The sequence below is a fragment of the Psychrobacter sp. H7-1 genome (assembly GCF_904846585.1).
Taxonomy (GTDB): domain Bacteria; phylum Pseudomonadota; class Gammaproteobacteria; order Pseudomonadales; family Moraxellaceae; genus Psychrobacter; species Psychrobacter raelei.
This window is the reverse complement of record NZ_CAJHBH010000001.1, coordinates 143,222-159,782: the sequence shown is the minus strand read 5'-3', so window position 1 is coordinate 159,782 and position 16,561 is coordinate 143,222. Positions and strand designations below refer to the sequence as shown.

Annotated in this window: 13 protein-coding genes; 5 read left to right on the top strand and 8 right to left on the bottom strand. The window is 43.6% G+C overall.

Annotation, left to right across the window (positions count from 1 at the left end):
- Nucleotides 1–25 precede the first annotated feature (25 nt).
- The 4 genes from JMX92_RS00680 to JMX92_RS00665 all read right to left on the bottom strand — a co-directional run bounded on the left by JMX92_RS00680 (nt 26) and on the right by JMX92_RS00665 (nt 4,079).
- Entirely contained in the window at nt 26–1,177 is a 1,152-nt protein-coding gene (locus JMX92_RS00680) for a multidrug resistance efflux transporter family protein (protein WP_011960165.1), read from the bottom strand.
- 39 nt (nt 1,178–1,216) lie between these two features.
- Nucleotides 1,217–1,954 (bottom strand): 7-carboxy-7-deazaguanine synthase QueE, encoded by a 738-nt coding sequence (gene queE / locus JMX92_RS00675; protein ID WP_110816396.1) that lies wholly within the window; start codon nt 1,952–1,954, stop codon nt 1,217–1,219.
- Nucleotides 1,955–2,205: 251 nt separating this feature from the next.
- A complete protein-coding gene (dapD, locus tag JMX92_RS00670) occupies nt 2,206–3,027 on the bottom strand; it encodes a 2,3,4,5-tetrahydropyridine-2,6-dicarboxylate N-succinyltransferase (protein ID WP_011960167.1) in 822 nt (273 codons plus the stop codon).
- A 125-nt stretch (nt 3,028–3,152) separates the two neighbouring features.
- Nucleotides 3,153–4,079 carry an alpha/beta fold hydrolase gene (locus JMX92_RS00665; protein ID WP_201543305.1) on the bottom strand — a complete coding sequence of 309 codons (927 nt, stop codon included), beginning with the start codon at nt 4,077–4,079 and terminating at the stop codon, nt 3,153–3,155.
- Between the two features lie 441 nt (nt 4,080–4,520).
- Here JMX92_RS00665 and JMX92_RS00660 point away from each other — a divergent pair, with 441 nt between their 5' ends.
- The 3 genes from JMX92_RS00660 to JMX92_RS00650 are packed head-to-tail and all read left to right on the top strand — an operon-like array spanning nt 4,521 to nt 7,957.
- On the top strand, nt 4,521–5,474 hold the full coding sequence (locus tag JMX92_RS00660) for a TAXI family TRAP transporter solute-binding subunit (RefSeq protein ID WP_413786847.1): 954 nt from the start codon (nt 4,521–4,523) through the stop codon (nt 5,472–5,474).
- Nucleotides 5,452–5,979: a DUF1850 domain-containing protein gene (locus JMX92_RS00655; protein ID WP_201543303.1), complete on the top strand. Its 528-nt coding sequence runs from the start codon at nt 5,452–5,454 to the stop codon at nt 5,977–5,979. The genes JMX92_RS00660 and JMX92_RS00655 overlap by 23 nt, the downstream gene beginning before the upstream one ends.
- Nucleotides 5,951–7,957 (top strand): TRAP transporter permease, encoded by a 2,007-nt coding sequence (locus JMX92_RS00650; protein WP_201543301.1) that lies wholly within the window; start codon nt 5,951–5,953, stop codon nt 7,955–7,957. The genes JMX92_RS00655 and JMX92_RS00650 overlap by 29 nt, the downstream gene beginning before the upstream one ends.
- A gap of 122 nt (nt 7,958–8,079) precedes the next feature.
- Here JMX92_RS00650 and lipA read toward each other — a convergent pair whose 3' ends face one another.
- Nucleotides 8,080–9,123, bottom strand: a complete 1,044-nt coding sequence (gene lipA, locus JMX92_RS00645; protein WP_011960169.1) for a lipoyl synthase — start codon at nt 9,121–9,123, stop codon at nt 8,080–8,082.
- Nucleotides 9,124–9,283: 160 nt separating this feature from the next.
- Complete coding sequence (locus JMX92_RS00640; protein ID WP_201543299.1) at nt 9,284–9,685, bottom strand: carboxymuconolactone decarboxylase family protein; 402 nt, start codon at nt 9,683–9,685, stop codon at nt 9,284–9,286.
- A 528-nt stretch (nt 9,686–10,213) separates the two neighbouring features.
- Here JMX92_RS00640 and acnB point away from each other — a divergent pair.
- Together acnB and JMX92_RS00630 are read left to right on the top strand one after the other, a co-directional pair.
- Nucleotides 10,214–12,817, top strand: coding sequence for a bifunctional aconitate hydratase 2/2-methylisocitrate dehydratase (gene acnB, locus JMX92_RS00635; protein ID WP_201543297.1), 2,604 nt, complete (start codon nt 10,214–10,216; stop codon nt 12,815–12,817).
- 350 nt (nt 12,818–13,167) lie between these two features.
- Entirely contained in the window at nt 13,168–14,367 is a 1,200-nt protein-coding gene (locus JMX92_RS00630) for a PLP-dependent aminotransferase family protein (RefSeq protein ID WP_201543296.1), read from the top strand.
- Between the two features lie 122 nt (nt 14,368–14,489).
- On the opposite strand, the gene JMX92_RS00625 is transcribed toward JMX92_RS00630, so the two are convergent.
- Together JMX92_RS00625 and JMX92_RS00620 are read right to left on the bottom strand one after the other, a co-directional pair.
- Nucleotides 14,490–15,302 carry an enoyl-CoA hydratase/isomerase family protein gene (locus JMX92_RS00625; protein ID WP_011960173.1) on the bottom strand — a complete coding sequence of 271 codons (813 nt, stop codon included), beginning with the start codon at nt 15,300–15,302 and terminating at the stop codon, nt 14,490–14,492.
- Nucleotides 15,303–15,490: 188 nt separating this feature from the next.
- Entirely contained in the window at nt 15,491–16,543 is a 1,053-nt protein-coding gene (locus tag JMX92_RS00620) for a threonine aldolase family protein (protein ID WP_201543295.1), read from the bottom strand.
- Between the last annotated feature and the right edge of the window lie 18 nt (nt 16,544–16,561).

Here is a 16,561-nt window from a genome sequence, read left to right as displayed (position 1 = left end):
TCTACAAGCCTTTAAGCCACAGCGCTTATCCATTTTTTGCAAATAAAATCAACCCTATCATAATAACGGCTATACCTGTAAGCCCGATAAAAGAAGGCATGGGATTGTTTAAAAATACCATGCCGCCTATCAAGGCAAAGATCACCTCGCTGGCCTGAGTGGCATCCACCCCCGCAACTTCACTGGAAGTTTGAGCCCGCTCACGCGCGAACAAGAACAGGCTAGTCGCAATCACTCCTGATAATAAAGCCACCACGAGTGTATTTGTTATTTGAAGCATGTCTGGTAACTTTGGCTGTACCACGGCAGCTAAAACAAACCAAAAAGGAGCGCTGCCTAGCGTCATTAGCCAAACCTTGTTAAAAGAGTTGCGCAGTAGCTTAGTATCTATGCTTGGAATAAGACTAATGGCTCGAGACAGCTTTGACTGCGGTAGCGGCTGCGACTCAATCACACAGTTGTTTTCATAAAAATAATCGGCCATATTTAGCGAGATAATTCTGGGCGCAAGTGTGGTCAGAGGCTGAAAGTCACTGTCCACTGACCAAAATTGTAGCTGGCTAATTTTTTGGGCTTGGTTGGCCCGTTGTGAGTTAATAACCCGAGCATTGTAAGAGGCCTGCCAGACCAATTGACTGCCTATGGGGTAACTAAAAGAGGCGATAAGGCAAGGCAGGGCGCCATAAAGCACAACATGAGATAACGGAATATCAATAATCATACCTGCCGGAGCGGACAGGGCTTCACTGAGATTCACTAGAATGACACCCAGTAAAAGCAGTGCAGCATAAGCAATAAGCTTTTTGTGAAAGCGGTGGCCAAAAGCCATAAGTACCAATAAGCTTGCCACAACAGTGAACATAAAGGTAGCAGCAACCACCCAGCCACTGACATGATCTGCGGCATAACATAGCCCAGCATAAAAAACACCAAAACCAATACTGCCGGTGAGTATCCAAAATATCCAGTGATCGGTAAACAGTCGCCAAAGCTCGCCAATACGCCTCATACCATGTTGAGCTGCGATGACAAGCGTCAAAATAAGCAAGGTAAATAAATAGCGTAAACTGGCGGACCAAAACCAATGTCCGCCAACATTGCTCATTAGCTCATTTAGAATATAAGTTGAGCTAAAAAATGCACTGGCGATTAAGGTAATAACAATCAGCCTGACCATAAGTAACTCCTTGTAGCTCGGCTGTAGTGGGTTGTTTATTTATTTGCCTTTGGCATCGGCCCAAATGATTTTGTGTAGCTGTAACTGAAGTCTTACTGGCAGGGCATCTGCCAATATCCATTCAGCAAGTTCTCGCGCTAAATTGGGCACATCTACTGCTGCCACATCGCCTTGAGCATCATCATGGACATTAAACATAGGGGAGAACCAGACAGTGCCCACCACTTTATCCAGATTGTGCTCGGCCAATTTTTGTTTGGACCAGTCGTAATCGCTGCGATTCATAATCACAAATTTTAGCTGATCGTGCTGGGTTAAGTACTCTAAGTTCGACCATAGATTCTTATCCGACTCACCGCTACTGGGCGTCTTAATATCCATCACCTTACTGACGGCAGCAGGCACGTCTGCCACTGATAAAGCGCCAGCAGTTTCTAAAGAAATCTCATAACCCTCATCAAGCAGCCTTTGCATCAGTGGTATGGCATTGGGCTGGGCTAGCGGCTCGCCACCGGTTAGACAGATGCGCTTACAAGGGTACTGAGCGATATCGGCCATAATCGCCTCTAAAGACAGACGCTCACCGCCTGTGAAAGAGTAGGTGGTGTCACAATACACGCAGCGCAATGGGCAGCCCGTTAGGCGTACAAATACTGTGGGTAGACCTGCGGTAAGCGCTTCACCCTGCAGGGAGTAGAAAATCTCAGTCATGCGTAAGCCGGCTTCTGGATCAGTAACAGGAATGGCTTGGCTACGCAGCGGTGTATTTTGAGTCATAATGTGTGCCTTGATGAAAGTGGCATGATTTAACAACAGCCAAATCACGCCATAAAGCGATGAATCGATAAAAATGAATAAAGGTGCTTAGAGTTATCTAAGCACCTTATCTAAATCCATGAGGCTAATTCTTTTCGTAAAGTAGGGGTAAACCCAACAGTTGTAACTGTCATTATCTGGCTGAAGTCAGTCAGTACCGCTCAGCAAGTATCGTTTAGGTATCAGGCATGAGGTATCAGGTATCTAAGCCATTAAGCCAGACGCAGTAGCTCATTAATGCTGGTTTTTGAACGGGTTTGTGCATCGACTTTTTTGACGATAACGGCACAATACAAGCTGTGTGAACCGTCTTTTGAGGGCAGGCTACCTGAGACTACCACAGAGCCGGCCGGTACGCGGCCATAAGTAATTTCGCCAGTTTCACGGTCATAAATCTTAGTGGATTGGCCGATATAAACACCCATTGAGATAACAGAGCCCTCTTCAACAATAACGCCTTCAACAATCTCAGAGCGAGCACCAATAAAGCAATTGTCTTCAATGATAGTAGGGTTGGCTTGTAGGGGTTCTAATACGCCACCAATGCCGACACCGCCTGATAAGTGTACGTTTTTACCGATTTGAGCGCATGAGCCCACTGTGGCCCAAGTATCAATCATCGCGCCCTCATCCACGTAAGCACCAATATTGGTATAGCTTGGCATTAATACCACGCCTTTGGCGATAAATGAGCCACGACGTGCTACCGCTGGTGGTACAACACGGACGCCGGCTTCAACGAATTGCTGCTCAGTCCAGTTAGCAAACTTAGTGGGAACTTTATCATAAAACTGTACGTGCTCACCGGTTTGCATAGGGTAGTTATCGTTCAAGCGAAAAGATAAAAGTACCGCTTTTTTGGCCCACTGATTAACGATCCATTCACCGTCTTTTTTTTCAGCGACACGTAGGCTACCGTTATCAAGTTGGTCTAGTACGCTATTTACCGCATCTTTTACCTCTTGTGGCATAGTCGCGGGGCTATATTCGGCACGTTTTTCAAAGGCTTGTTCAATAATTTGTTCTAATGACATAGGGGTTCCAAATAAAAGGGTTTAAGTGCAAAGCGTCCGATTAAACCGGAAAATAACGCTCAAGCTATTGTCGCTAATTTTTTGCTTATTAGCAAATCAGACCACTTAACAGTAGCGGTCAAAGTTTAAGACTGACTTATCTGTGTATTTAACCAACTTGCAAGCTCTGCATAGACGTCTTGCTTGTCTGTTTCATGCAGCGGCTCATGGCGCATGAGCGGATATATTTGACGACTTATCTTAGTGAAGCCTTGTTTTTTTAAGCGTTTGGTCAGTTTGCGAATACCTTTTCCCATATTGCCCACAGGATCATTTTCACCACTTACAAAAAACATAGGGAAATCATGGTCTATGGTTTCAGCCCAGTTTTTGTCAAGGCCGGTATCCATTAAGTTGAATAAAGTCCAAAATCCATTATTGGTAAAATAAAAACCACAAAGTGGATCATTTTCATATTCAGCAACCCCTTCAGGATTACGTGCCAGCCAAGCAAAGGGTGAGCTTGAGGATTTGTCTTTTAGTTGGGCATTAAACAGCTTAATCATTGCTGTTGCTAAAACGGGGTTGGGGCGTTTAGGCTGCAACTGATTGAGTACTTTGGCGATGGGTAATGCCACCTTAATTAAGGGGTTATAGTCACTGCTGCCCATGATTATGGCACCAGCAAATTCACTACTGTGCACTTGTAGCACATTGCGCACCACAAAAGAGCCCATAGAATGACCCATAATAAAATGGGGCACATCAGGATAATGAGACTTTAGCTGGTCAGCCATAATGACCGCATCTTTTAGCACGGTTTGTACCGGATATGACTTGGTAAAATACCCCAGCTCTTCGGCATTATTGATGCTGCGGCCATGACCCAACTGATCGTAGGTTAAAACGGCAATGTCTTGATCGGCCAAATATTTAGCAAATTTCTCATAACGACCGCTGTGCTCGGTCATACCATGGACTATTAATAAAGTGGCTTTGGCATTATTTTTAGGTGCATATAAAGTGTGATGTAGAGTATGCGCTTGATCTGAAGACAAAATGGTCTTAGCCATGGAAGGTCCTTATGAGTAGGCATTAATTTTGATCTGTTAAAAAGGTATTTATTTAGATGGTTATGATAGTTTTGGAGTCAACTCTAGCTTAATGCTATGAATGTGAGAGACTTTCTACCTATATTTGACGAATTTTTTGATAAACCGTATAAAAGATACTGTCTAGGTAGTCGGTTATGTGGATATTATAACTTAAATGGCGTGATTGCGTTATGCTGTCGTCTGCTTATCTGATGTATCGAAATGTTAGAATATATGATATAAATATTACTGATAAACAACAATGACAAGGATTGCACAATTTGTGTAATACGTTGATGGGTGATCTTCAGTTCACCTTTAGCCTAAAAAAAGGACATAATAATGACACAAAAACTATCTCTTCTCTCATTATCTAAAAAATCATTCATTGCTTCTGCTATTTTATTAGTAAGCTTGGGTATGAGTGCTTGCTCTAATCAGAAAAATGAGACTAAAGAACAGAGTACTGAATCGGCAGCAGAAACAGCTCCAGATAAGTTGCAGACCAAATTCGTCACAATTGCCACGGGGGGCGCCTCCGGACCTTATAATATTATCGGCACTTCACTTTCAGAAATCTATGCCAAGACCTTCGGTGTGAACTCCAAAACTCAGACCACAGGGGCTTCTGTAGAAAACATTAACCTTTTGTCTCAAGGCAAAGTAGACATGGCGTTCGTCATGAGTGACGTGGTAACAGATGCCATAGAAGGTGTTAATAACTTTAGCGCACCTGTGAGCAATATTCAGCAGATTGCTGTCTTATACCCCAACGTGATGCAGGTAGCTGCTGCAAAAAATTCAGGTATTAATACTATTGAAGATTTAAAAGGGAAACGTATTGCAGTGGGCGATCAAGGTTCAGGTACAGAAGTCAATGCCCGTACTCTTTTAGAAGAGTTCGGCATTACCTATGATGATATCACTGTTGATTACTTAAGCTTTGCAGAAGCTTCGGATGCTATGAAAGCGGGTAAGATCGATGCGGCCTTCTTTAATAGTGGTTTACCAAACTCTTCGATCATGGAGCTTGAGCAAGGGTTCGATTTGAAGATGGTCAGTGTTGATCAAGATAAGCTTAAAGAAATTATGACTCGTAAGCCGTATTTTAATACTTTTGAAATTCCAGCAGGCACTTACGGTAATGATAAGCCAGTACCAACCGTGGCTATTATGAACGCACTTTTGGTCAGTTCTGATTTATCAGAAGAAGATGGTTATAAGTTAACTAAAGCATTATTTGACAATCTAGACGGACTAAAAAATGCGCATCAGGCCGCCTCTGCGATTAGCTTAGCAGACGCTCAAAAAGGTATGGTTGCACCTATTCATCCAGGGGCTAAAAAGTTCTATGATGAGCAAGCAAGTAAATAATACAAGACATTGGTTGCTGATTGCAGGGGCAGTTGTATTATCAATTGCCTCTGCATTTTTTATTTTTTTTTGGCGTCAGAATGTCACTGAGGTTAGCACCCAAGGCAGAGTTTGCTACTTTACCGAGCCTGAATTTCAGCTGCGATGGATACATTCCGTTGAAAAACAAGGGTGGGAGGAGTGGTATCAAAATAAGTCTAATTATTTATTATTAACAAAAACATATTTTAAGGCTTTCGGGGCAGGTACGCCTTCTACTGAAGAGGTCGAAACACAAAGTAGACCAGGTTTTGTTGGATATAAAATTAACAGGAAGTTTACACAGCTCAATTGGGTCGTTTCTAGATTAACTAAAGGCGAACTGCATTACGCTGAGCACAATTTATTAATCTATCAATGGGTACCAGATTATTCAGAGGTGATTATTGCTCCAAAAAGCTATAGTGTGATTGATATATTAAAAAAGGATGATTGTCATGACTACTCACAAGGAAGCACAAAATAGTGAGCAGGTAAATAAGCAAATATTAGAAAAATATGATAGAGAGTCAATTACTCGTCATATAGCCGAAGGACCCATTAAGTACTTTATAGCAGCTATCTGCATTTTCTACTCATTATTTCATCTATATATTACTTTTAACCCAATGCCTGCGCTGCTTCAAAGAGCGGTACACGTGGGTGTCGGTTTTGGATTGATATTTCTAATTTTTCCAGCCAGTAAGTCGAGCAGTAGAGCAAAAGTAGCTTGGTATGACTGGATATGGATGCTGTTGTCATTATCTGGCATAGCGTATCTACTTTATGCTTATCAAGATATTGTAACCTCTAGAGGAGGGATGGCCAACCAAGTTGATATTATATTTTCTATTATTACCGTTATTTGTGTATTAGAAGGAAGTAGACGTATTACAGGTTGGATATTACCTATTTTAGCGAGTATCTTCTTAATCTACCCTTTTGTTAGCCATTTAGATTTTATGCCAGATAGGTTACTAACCCGGCCGTACGATATGGGAGATATATTTGGTCAGTTATTTCTAAAGACGGAAGGTTTGTATTCAACAGCCATTGGCGCCTCAGTCACCTTTATTTTCTTATTTATATTATTCGGTGCTTTTTTAGCAAGATCTGGCATGGGACAGCTGTTTAACGACTTAGCATTAGCTTTAGCTGGGCACAAGCAAGGTGGTCCGGCCAAAGTTGCTGTCCTCTCAAGCGGCTTTATGGGCAGTATTAATGGCTCAGCTTTATCCAATGTCGTAAGCACCGGGGCGTTTACTATCCCATTAATGAAGAAGGTGGGCTATCACAGAGATTTTGCTGGTGCAGTAGAAGCCAGTGCTTCAGTAGGAGGACAGATTTTACCACCCATTATGGGCGCAAGTGCTTTTATTATGGCAGAAACCACTGGTGTAAAATATGGCACAATTGCTTTAGCCGCTTTATTGCCTGCTGTACTTTATTATCTCGGAGTCATTGCTCAGGTTCATTTTAGAGCAGGGCGCCGCGATTTAAAGGGTATTGCTAAAGAGAGTTTACCTCGAATTAAGGAAGTGATGAAAGTTCGAGGTCATATGCTGTTACCTATCGTATTTTTAATTGTGCTGTTAATGAAAAATGTGCCTGTGGGTTATGCTGCTGCCTATACTATAGGATTTACTGTATTAATTAGTATGTTACGACCAGAGACACGTATGGGTATCAAAGACATCTTAGGTGCCTTAGAAGATGGAGCACGTCAATCTCTTGCAGTTATGGCGGCTTGTGCAGTAGTGGGTGTCATCATTGGGGTGGTCAGTTTAACCAGTTTTGGCACAGTAATGACCTCCTCTATTGTTACTTTAGGGGCAGGCTCGTTACTACTAACATTAATACTTACTATGTTAGCTTCTATGGTGCTAGGTATGGGGTTGCCTTCTATTCCTGCCTATATTATTACAGCCACGATGGCAGCGCCTGCCTTAGCAGGCTTTGATATTCCTATTTTATCGGCACACATGTTTGTGTTCTATTTCGGCATTTTTGCTAATATAACGCCGCCTGTGTGTTTAGCCGCATTTGCTGGTGCAGGTATAGCGGGCGGTGATCCGATGAAGACGGGCTTTCAATCTTTAAAGCTGGCGCTTGCTGGATTTATTGTGCCATTTATGTTTATTTATAATCCAACCATGCTAATGATTGACCCGACTGGTCTGGCTGTGACAGCCAAAGAGTTTCCATTGCCTCCAATAATGGATATTGCCATTGTCGCGTTGACTTCTATCACAGGGATTATTGGGCTTAGTGCCGCAGTTGAGGGTTACTTTAAAGGTTTGATGAACCCAGTTACACGTATAATTTTAGCGTCAGGTGCATTGCTTCTTATTTATCCTGAAACCATAACTGATATTATTGGTGGCGTGCTTGTATTTGGTATTATGGCGTTTAATATAAAAGCCAATAAGTCTAATAATAAGCCCATTGAGGTGACTACAATTTAGTTAGGTATAAATTGTCTTGGCTTGATAGTTATTGCAATATATTAAATAAAAGATCATAAAAAGGAGGCCCATGAGTTAGGCCTCCTTTTTATTTGATGGTATTTTACGAATTAAAATAGCGCTTAACAGCCAAGCTTACCCTCAGCTTCTAAAGCTTTTTTGCTGCGAATTGGGGCAGGGCAGTCTTCACCATAATACTGACGATCAGCAAAATAGCTTGAGCGAACCATAGGGCCGGCCCAAATGCTAAAGAAGCCGATTTTTTTGCCATAATCCATATAGCGCTGGAACTCATCAGGATGGACATAACGATCGACAGGGGCATGGTTTTTACTCGGCTGCAAGTACTGGCCAATGGTAATCATATCCACATCGTGTGCTTTTAGATCATCAAGTAGAGCGTATACTTCTTCTTCAGTTTCGCCTAGGCCAACCATAAAGCCGCATTTGGTAGCGATATCAGGACGACGCGCTTTATACTGTTTAAGTAAGTCTAGTGAGTGCTGATAATCTGAGCCCGGGCGGAACGCTTTGTACAAGCGAGGCACTGTTTCGATATTGTGGTTAAACACATCAGGCGCGGTTTCGGTTAACAAGTCTAATGCCACATCCATACGACCACGGAAATCTGGCACTAAGATTTCAATTAAGCAGTTTGGGCTTAACGCTTTTGACTCATTGATGACATCCACAAAATGCTGAGCGCCGCCATCTTTTAAATCATCACGGTCGACAGAAGTAATCACCGCATATTTAAGTCCCAAGCCTTGAATGGTCTCAGCAGTATGGCGAGGCTCATCTTTATCAAGCTCATTAGGACGACCGTGCGCCACATCACAAAATGGGCAGCGTCGGGTACAAATATCACCCATAATCATAAAGGTGGCGGTACCATCCCCAAAGCATTGCGGCAGGTTAGGGCAAGCGGCTTCCTCACAAACGGTGTACAGCTTTTGTTTTCGCAAGGTTTTTTTGATGCGATCGACCTCAGCAGGTGAAGACATCTTAACGCGAATCCAATCTGGTTTTTTAGGCGCTTCAACCGTTGGAATGACTTTAATTGGGATTCGAGCCACCTTGTCATAGCCACGTAGCTTTTCGCCTTTAATGGCTTTTTTTGGTTTAGGTGGTGCTTCCGGCACGAAGGTTTCTACTGTAGTTGTCATAATCAGCTTTTGTCCTAACCCTTGATAGTATTAGGGTTTGTTGGTGGGTCAAATTATAAAAATTATTGCGCTTATTATAGCAGATATTAGGTTAAACGCGGAGAATTCAACCCGATAACAACAGCAAAATAACCTTAAGTTAGTCAGCCTTAATTTTTAATTAAAGTGGATCTTGTAAGTCAATGCCAAGCTCGGTTAGGGCATCAATGGCGGCTCGGAACGCCTCTTGGGTGGTCGGCGCGCCGCAGTAAGGTAAGCTGTGCATGAGTACTTCACGGATTTCGGCAACGGTTGCGCCATTATTAATAGCACCTCGAACGTGACCCTTAAGCTCTTGCGGACTTCTTTGGGCAATTAAAAAAGCCAGGGTAATTAAGGAGCGATACTTACGCGGCAGTATGTCATCATCTTGCCAAGTGCTGCCCCAAGCATGTTCGATAATCCAGTCTTGAAGTGGCTGAGTGAACGGGGTGGCAGTCTCTAAAGAGCGTTTGACATGCGCTTTACCCATCACTTGGGTACGAACTTCTAGGCCGTTTTTATAAAGATCGCTTTTTGACATCACTGATACTCCTAAATCTACGGTTAAAAAAATATAAAAAACAAAATATAAAAAATATAAAAAACAGTGGGCTTCGCTGCGGACGGCCTAGATTTGTCAAAAATAAGCCGTTCTTTTTTGTGAGCAAGCTCAAGGTTTGGGGCATGATATGAATGACAATGGTCTCTTATTTTACTGTGCTTACCTAAAATTAATAGGGGCTATGCGTGCTCAATAGTGAGCTGCTGAGCGCTGAAATTATAATATGGGCTGTGCGCCTTGAACTATAGTAGGTATTTTTAAAATAAATATTGGATATGGCCTTAAAAAACCTAGCCTGTGACGTTTGGTGATTAACTTTTTGACCATTTTAGGCTATATTAGTGGCGAAAGTTAAACCCACCTGCAAGGTGCCGGAAGCCACCACAAAAATTTCACTATTGGCTATTTATAGTTATGCAAATTTATAGCTAAGCAAATCGACAATAGTGACCCATCCCAAGTGGAAGCAACCTAGCCTGCATAAAATAATGAAAGAGGACGCTTATTGTGTTAGACGCCTATCGTAAACATGTCGAAGAACGTGCCCAACTTGGTACAGTACCCCTACCACTATCTGAGCATCAGACTGCCGATTTAGTTGAGCTATTAAAAAACCCACCAGCCGGTGAAGAAGAGTTTTTGATGGACCTTTTGGTTAACCGTGTACCTGCCGGTGTTGACCAAGCAGCTTATGTAAAAGCGGCCTTTTTAGCAGCGATCGTAAAAGGCGAAGCAACCTCACCATTAATCACTAAGCAAAAAGCAGTAGATATCTTAGGCACTATGCAAGGCGGTTATAACGTATTGCCTTTAGTTGAAGCGCTAGATGATGCTGAAGTGGCTGAGAACGCAGCAGAAGCTCTAAAGAAAACCCTATTGGTATTCGATGCTTTCAATGATGTGACCGAAAAAGCAGAAGCGGGTAACGCTAAAGCCAAAGAAGTGGTTCAGTCATGGGCTGACGCTGAATGGTTCTTAAACCGTCCTGAAGTACCACAAAAATCGACTTATACGGCGTTCAAAGTAACGGGCGAAACTAACACAGATGATTTGTCTCCAGCACAGGATGCGTGGAGCCGTCCGGATATTCCACTTCACTCATTGGCTATGCACAAAAACTCTCGTGACGGCATCACTGCTGATGAAGAGGGCGTACGTGGTCCAATGAAGCAGATTGAAGCACTAAAAGAAAAAGGCTTCCCTCTAGCGTATGTGGGTGACGTTGTGGGTACCGGTTCTAGCCGTAAATCTGCTACCAACTCAGTACTTTGGTTAATGGGCGATGATATTCCTAACGTGCCAAACAAACGTGCTGGCGGTCTGGTATTGGGTGGCAAAATTGCGCCTATCTTCTATAACACGATGGAAGACTCAGGTGCACTACCGATTGAAAATGTAGCTGTTGATAACATCAATATGGGCGATGTATTTGATGTTTATCCTTATGAGGGTAAAATCACTAAGCATGACTCAGATGAAGTACTATCAACCTTCAAACTAAACTCAAATACCTTACTAGATGAAGTTCGTGCCGGTGGTCGTATTCCATTAATCGTGGGCCGCGCCTTAACCAACCGCGCTCGTGAATACATGGGTCTTGAGCATTCAGACGTATTTGCAAAACCTGAGCAGCCTGCGTCATCTGATAAAGGCTTTACTTTAGCTCAGAAGATGGTTGGTAAAGCATGTGGTATGGAAGGTGTACGTCCAGGTATGTACTGTGAGCCTAAGATGACCACGGTTGGTTCGCAAGATACCACTGGTCCTATGACTCGTGATGAGTTAAAAGACTTAGCTTGCTTAGGTTTCCAAGCAGATCTAGTGATGCAGTCTTTCTGTCACACAGCCGCTTATCCTAAGCCAGTTGACGTTGAAACTCAGCACACACTACCAGATTTCATCATGAACCGCGGCGGTGTCAGCTTACGTCCAGGTGACGGTATCATCCACTCATGGTTAAACCGTATGCTTCTTCCAGATACTGTTGGTACCGGTGGTGACTCGCATACTCGTTTCCCAATGGGTATCTCATTCCCAGCAGGTTCTGGCTTGGTAGCTTTCGCAGCAGCGACGGGTGTTATGCCACTAGATATGCCTGAGTCTGTCCGTGTTCGCTTCGTTGGTGAGCGTCAGCCTGGTATCACCCTACGTGACCTAGTACACGCGATCCCATTACAAGCGATCAAAGAAGGTTATTTAACCGTTGATAAGAAAGGTAAAATCAACGAGTTTAACGGCCGTATCTTAGAGATTGAAGGTCTAGAAGACTTAACGGTAGAGCAAGCGTTCGAACTATCAGACGCCTCAGCTGAGCGTAGTGCAGCGGGTTGTACCATCACTTTATCTGAAGAGTCAGTTACTGAGTACCTAAACTCAAACATCACGCTTCTTAAGTGGATGATTGCTGAAGGCTACGGCGATGCTCGTACGCTAAGCCGTCGTATCGAAGCGATGCACGAGTGGTTGAAGAACCCAAGCTTGATGCGTGCTGATGCTGATGCTGAATACGCCATCGATATGACCATCGATATGAGCCAAATCAAAGAGCCTGTACTGTGCTGCCCGAACGATCCAGATGATGCCAAGACTTTATCTGACGTCGCTGGCGACAAGATTGATGAAGTATTCATCGGTTCTTGTATGACCAACATCGGTCACTTCCGTGCGGCAGGTAAACTGCTACAAGAAGTACCAGCAGGTAGCCTGAAAACTCGTCTATGGATTGCACCACCCACTAAGATGGATGCACGCCAGCTAATGGAAGAGGGCTACTACAATACTTACGCACAAGCCGGCGCACGTACTGAGATGCCAGGTTGTTCGCTATGTATGGGTAACCAAGCACGTATTGCACCAAACTCTACAGCGGTATCTACCTCAACTCGTAACTTCCCGAACCGTTTGGGCCAAGGCGCTAACGTATACCTAGCTTCAGCTGAGCTTGCGGCAGTTGCTGCGGTACTTGGTAAGCTGCCAACTAACGAAGAGTATCAGCAGTACGCTGGCATGCTAAACAGCATGGGCGGTGAAGTATATCGTTACATGAACTTCGACCGTATGGAAGAGTATACCGAAGAGGCGGATAAAATTAACGTGGCGCAATTGTCATAATATGACCTGAAAAACGCTTCGTTATTAAGCAAAACGTCGTTAAACAAAAAGGCCCCGTATCCTTAGGATGCGGGGCCTTTTTTTGCTCGTCTAGATAGCAGTTTTTTGTTTGCAGTGCCTCAATAGTGTGAACTGCCGCTCATCTAAGCATCCGCTTTAGACAGCAGAACTTAATAAGGGGAGTTGGCTTTAGCTGTAGCGGTTACAATTGCTGCTAGACGTATGAATGGCGGGTTCTATATACTGGCTTATGATAATAATTTACGTCAAATACTGGCCCAAAAAAGCACGCTAGCAATTATAAGCCCATCTACGCCAGTCAACCCAACTTGTTATAAAAAGAGAGCGATATGCAGTACGAGTTTTCAGAGGTGATTAACGGATTAAAACCCTCATTTATCCGCGAAATATTAAAGTTAACGGTTAAACCAGAGATTATCTCCTTCGCCGGTGGTTTACCAGATCCTACCTTGTTCCCACATCAGACCATCAAAGATGCCAGCAATGCCATGTTTGACCGCCAAGACAATGGTATCTTTCAGTATACCACCACTGAAGGTCACTTAGGCCTGCGCCAGTGGATTGCTAAGCGTTTCTCAGATGCTCATGATGTACAAGTCGATGCAGATCAAGTGATGATTGTGTCCGGCTCACAGCAAGCACTAGATTTATTTGGCAAAATCTATATCAACCCACAAGATGGCGTGGTAATGGAGGCGCCGACCTATCTTGGGGCAATCCAAGCTTTTCGTATGTACCAGCCTGAGTTTAAAGAAGTTGAACTGTTAGAGGATGGAATAGATACCGATCAGTTTCGCACTACCATGATGCAGTCAGACAGTAAGTTTTTTTATGGTATTCCAAACTTCCAAAACCCAACGGGTTTAACTTATTCTGCTGATAAGCGTCAGCAAGTGGCCGATATCTTACAAGATAGCGGCAAGCTGATGCTAGAAGATGACCCTTATGGCGCCTTATTGTTTGATGATCCAAATACTCAAGGTATGACTACTCGTCCGATTTATGCACTGGCCCCTGAGCATGTAGTGTATATGGGCTCGTTCTCTAAAGTATTTGTCCCCGGATTTAGATTGGGATGGGTAATTGCACCTAAGCCTGTGTTGGCTAAAATGGTCATCGCCAAGCAAGCAGCTGACTTGCACACTAACTCCTTTGTGCAGGAGCTGCTGTATCAGTATGTCACCACCAATGACTTAGATGCCCATATTGATGTCATTCGCCAGACCTATTCTGCTAAGAAATCATGCATGGTAGAGGCCATTCATACTTATTTAGGCGATGAGGTTGAGATGGCACCAGCCAATGGCGGTATGTTTATCTGGGTACGTGTACCGGGCGTGGCCGTGATGGATCTGCTTAAATATGCCATTGATAATAATGTCGCTTACGTGCCAGGTGAAGCCTTCTCATTGTCAGGAGAATATAAAGACTATATGCGTCTAAACTTCACAAGCTTAGATGATGAGCAGATTATTGAAGGAATTAAGCGCTTAAAAGCAGCACTGGATGCTTATCGTGCGGCTCAATAATATCGCAATAATCCATTGAGTCAGTCGTAATTTTGCAGGTGCAGACAGTAAAAAGTCACCGATTAATCGGTGACTTTTTTAACGGCTATTTTTACTGCTTTAGCTATCGCTTAACAGCTCGGTCAAGAATCACACGACTGATTATAAACCGGCTTACGCTTTTCGATAAAAGCCGTGATACCTTCGATGAAGTCATCCGTTTTGGCCAGTCTAGCTTGCTGATGCACTTCCATATCTAAGGCTTCATTAAGACCCATATAAGCGTGGGTGTTAAGCAGATGCTTCATAGTCTCTAATGCCTTGCTAGGCAGGGCGCATAGGCGATTGGCAAGCTTTAACACGGCATCATCCAGCTCATCGGCGCTGACCACGTCATTGACTAAATTTAAATCCGCCATGTCTTTGGCAGTAATCTTATCACCCAGCATGACAAGCTCAGTGGTCTTAGCTGGCCCCACCAGCTGATTTAATAAGTACACGCCGCCGGCATCTGGCACCAAGCCAATATGGACGAAGGCTTGGACAAATTTGGCATTGTCTGCTGTGATACGAAAGTCACAGGTTAAGGCCAAGTTCATACCCGCGCCTGCCACCGCACCTTCTAGCTTAGCAATAATAGGTTTATGGATTTTACGCAGCAGCAAACTTACTTCACCGGCACCGGTGACCATGGCTGCCAATTTATTTGAGAGCGTCTCTTTATCAAGGCCTTCAGAGATCATCTCTTTGATATCGCCGCCACTAGAGAAGTTGCCACCTGAGCCTTGTAAAATAATGACACGTACCTGCTCATCATTATTCGCCTCTTCTAGACTTTGTATGACAGCATTTTTTAGCGGGGTACTAAATGCGTTAAGGCTTTTTGGGTCGTTTAAGGTAAGGGTAGCAATGTGATTATCAACGCGATACAGCACGATATCTTGAGACTGGGTCATAAGCGACCTCCTGACGAATTTAAGAAAAAATAACGAGTCAGCCAAGTTTGGCAAACCAAATTTGTTGATGATAAATGGGCACTTACAAAGCCACTAAGGCTATGCTCAGTGCCCTAATGCAGCACTTATATGTTATACAGGTTTCTACTTAATCATACAAAAACAATTGGTTGCGTTCATAGCAAGATTTAGTTATTCGAGGTGGCCTTTTGTAACAGTTGTACGAATCGATCCACTTGAATCTCAGGTGTGGCCCAAGAGGTGACCAAGCGGGCGATACTAAAGCCGTTATCTAGCTGCTCCCATTCATAAAATTCGAAGTCATTTTTTAAGGTGGCAATCAGCGCCTGCGGCATAAGTGCAAATACTTGGTTACTTTGAGCAGGAACAAATAGCTCAATGCCACAAGATTGGATGCCTTCCGCTAACTTTTTGGCCATAGTGTTGGCATGATGGCACAGCTCAAGATATTTGTTGTCTTTTAACAATACCTCAAATTGTAACGCCAGAAGATAGCCTTTGGCCATTAAGCCGCCATGACGCTTTAGGTAAATATTAAAATCGGTGGCGATTTTTTTATTAGGAATGATCAAAATCTCACCGAACATAGCCCCCATCTTAGTGCCACCGAACCAAAATATATCGGTTAGCTGGGCATAATCAGCGATACTCATGTCCTTATCATTAGGATTAGCATGGCTACTGGCAATGGCAGCACCCAACCGTGCCCCATCCATAAATAGATACATATCATGCTTGCGGCAATAATCTGAGATGGCCTTAAGCTCATGATAACTATATACGGTACCAAGCTCTGTGGTGTTGGAGATATAGACGGCTTTGGCACGCACGACATGCGGCGTGAAACTGTGGCGAACTCGCACCTTATCTAAGGCCTCTATGGTCAATTTGCCATCTTTAGACTCCGCCAAAATAACTTTGTGTCCTGTCGCCTCAATAGCGCCGGCCTCATTGACCGCAATATGGCCGGTATCACAGGCAATGATGCCATCAATAGGGGTCAGCATGGCATCGATGCATACCAAGTTGGCCTGAGTGCCTGTGATACCAAAGTGAATGGCAATATCTGGATCAGACAGCTGTGCTTTTATTTGGTCGCGTACCCGCTCAGAGTACTCATCGAAGCCATAGCCTTTATGTTGTTGTAAGTGGGCATCGTGCATGGCAGTGATGATGTCAGGGTGGGCGCTTTCGCTATAATCGTTTAAAAAATGAAACATAACTTGGTTTTAAACTCT

Bases quoted from the DNA above. Each gene is read 5' to 3' on its own strand.
- JMX92_RS00680 (WP_011960165.1), bottom strand. From the start codon at position 1,177: ATGGTCAGGCTGATTGTTATTACCTTAATCGCCAGTGCATTTTTTAGC.
- dapD (WP_011960167.1), bottom strand. From the start codon at position 3,027: ATGTCATTAGAACAAATTATTGAACAAGCCTTTGAAAAACGTGCCGAA.
- JMX92_RS00625 (WP_011960173.1), bottom strand. From the start codon at position 15,302: ATGACCCAGTCTCAAGATATCGTGCTGTATCGCGTTGATAATCACATT.
- JMX92_RS00655 (WP_201543303.1), top strand. From the start codon at position 5,452: ATGATGAGCAAGCAAGTAAATAATACAAGACATTGGTTGCTGATTGCA.
- JMX92_RS00620 (WP_201543295.1), bottom strand. From the start codon at position 16,543: ATGTTTCATTTTTTAAACGATTATAGCGAAAGCGCCCACCCTGACATC.
- JMX92_RS00640 (WP_201543299.1), bottom strand. From the start codon at position 9,685: ATGTCAAAAAGCGATCTTTATAAAAACGGCCTAGAAGTTCGTACCCAA.
- JMX92_RS00650 (WP_201543301.1), top strand. From the start codon at position 5,951: ATGACTACTCACAAGGAAGCACAAAATAGTGAGCAGGTAAATAAGCAA.
- JMX92_RS00660 (WP_413786847.1), top strand. From the start codon at position 4,521: ATGAGTGCTTGCTCTAATCAGAAAAATGAGACTAAAGAACAGAGTACT.
- JMX92_RS00630 (WP_201543296.1), top strand. From the start codon at position 13,168: ATGCAGTACGAGTTTTCAGAGGTGATTAACGGATTAAAACCCTCATTT.
- lipA (WP_011960169.1), bottom strand. From the start codon at position 9,123: ATGACAACTACAGTAGAAACCTTCGTGCCGGAAGCACCACCTAAACCA.
- JMX92_RS00665 (WP_201543305.1), bottom strand. From the start codon at position 4,079: ATGGCTAAGACCATTTTGTCTTCAGATCAAGCGCATACTCTACATCAC.
- queE (WP_110816396.1), bottom strand. From the start codon at position 1,954: ATGACTCAAAATACACCGCTGCGTAGCCAAGCCATTCCTGTTACTGAT.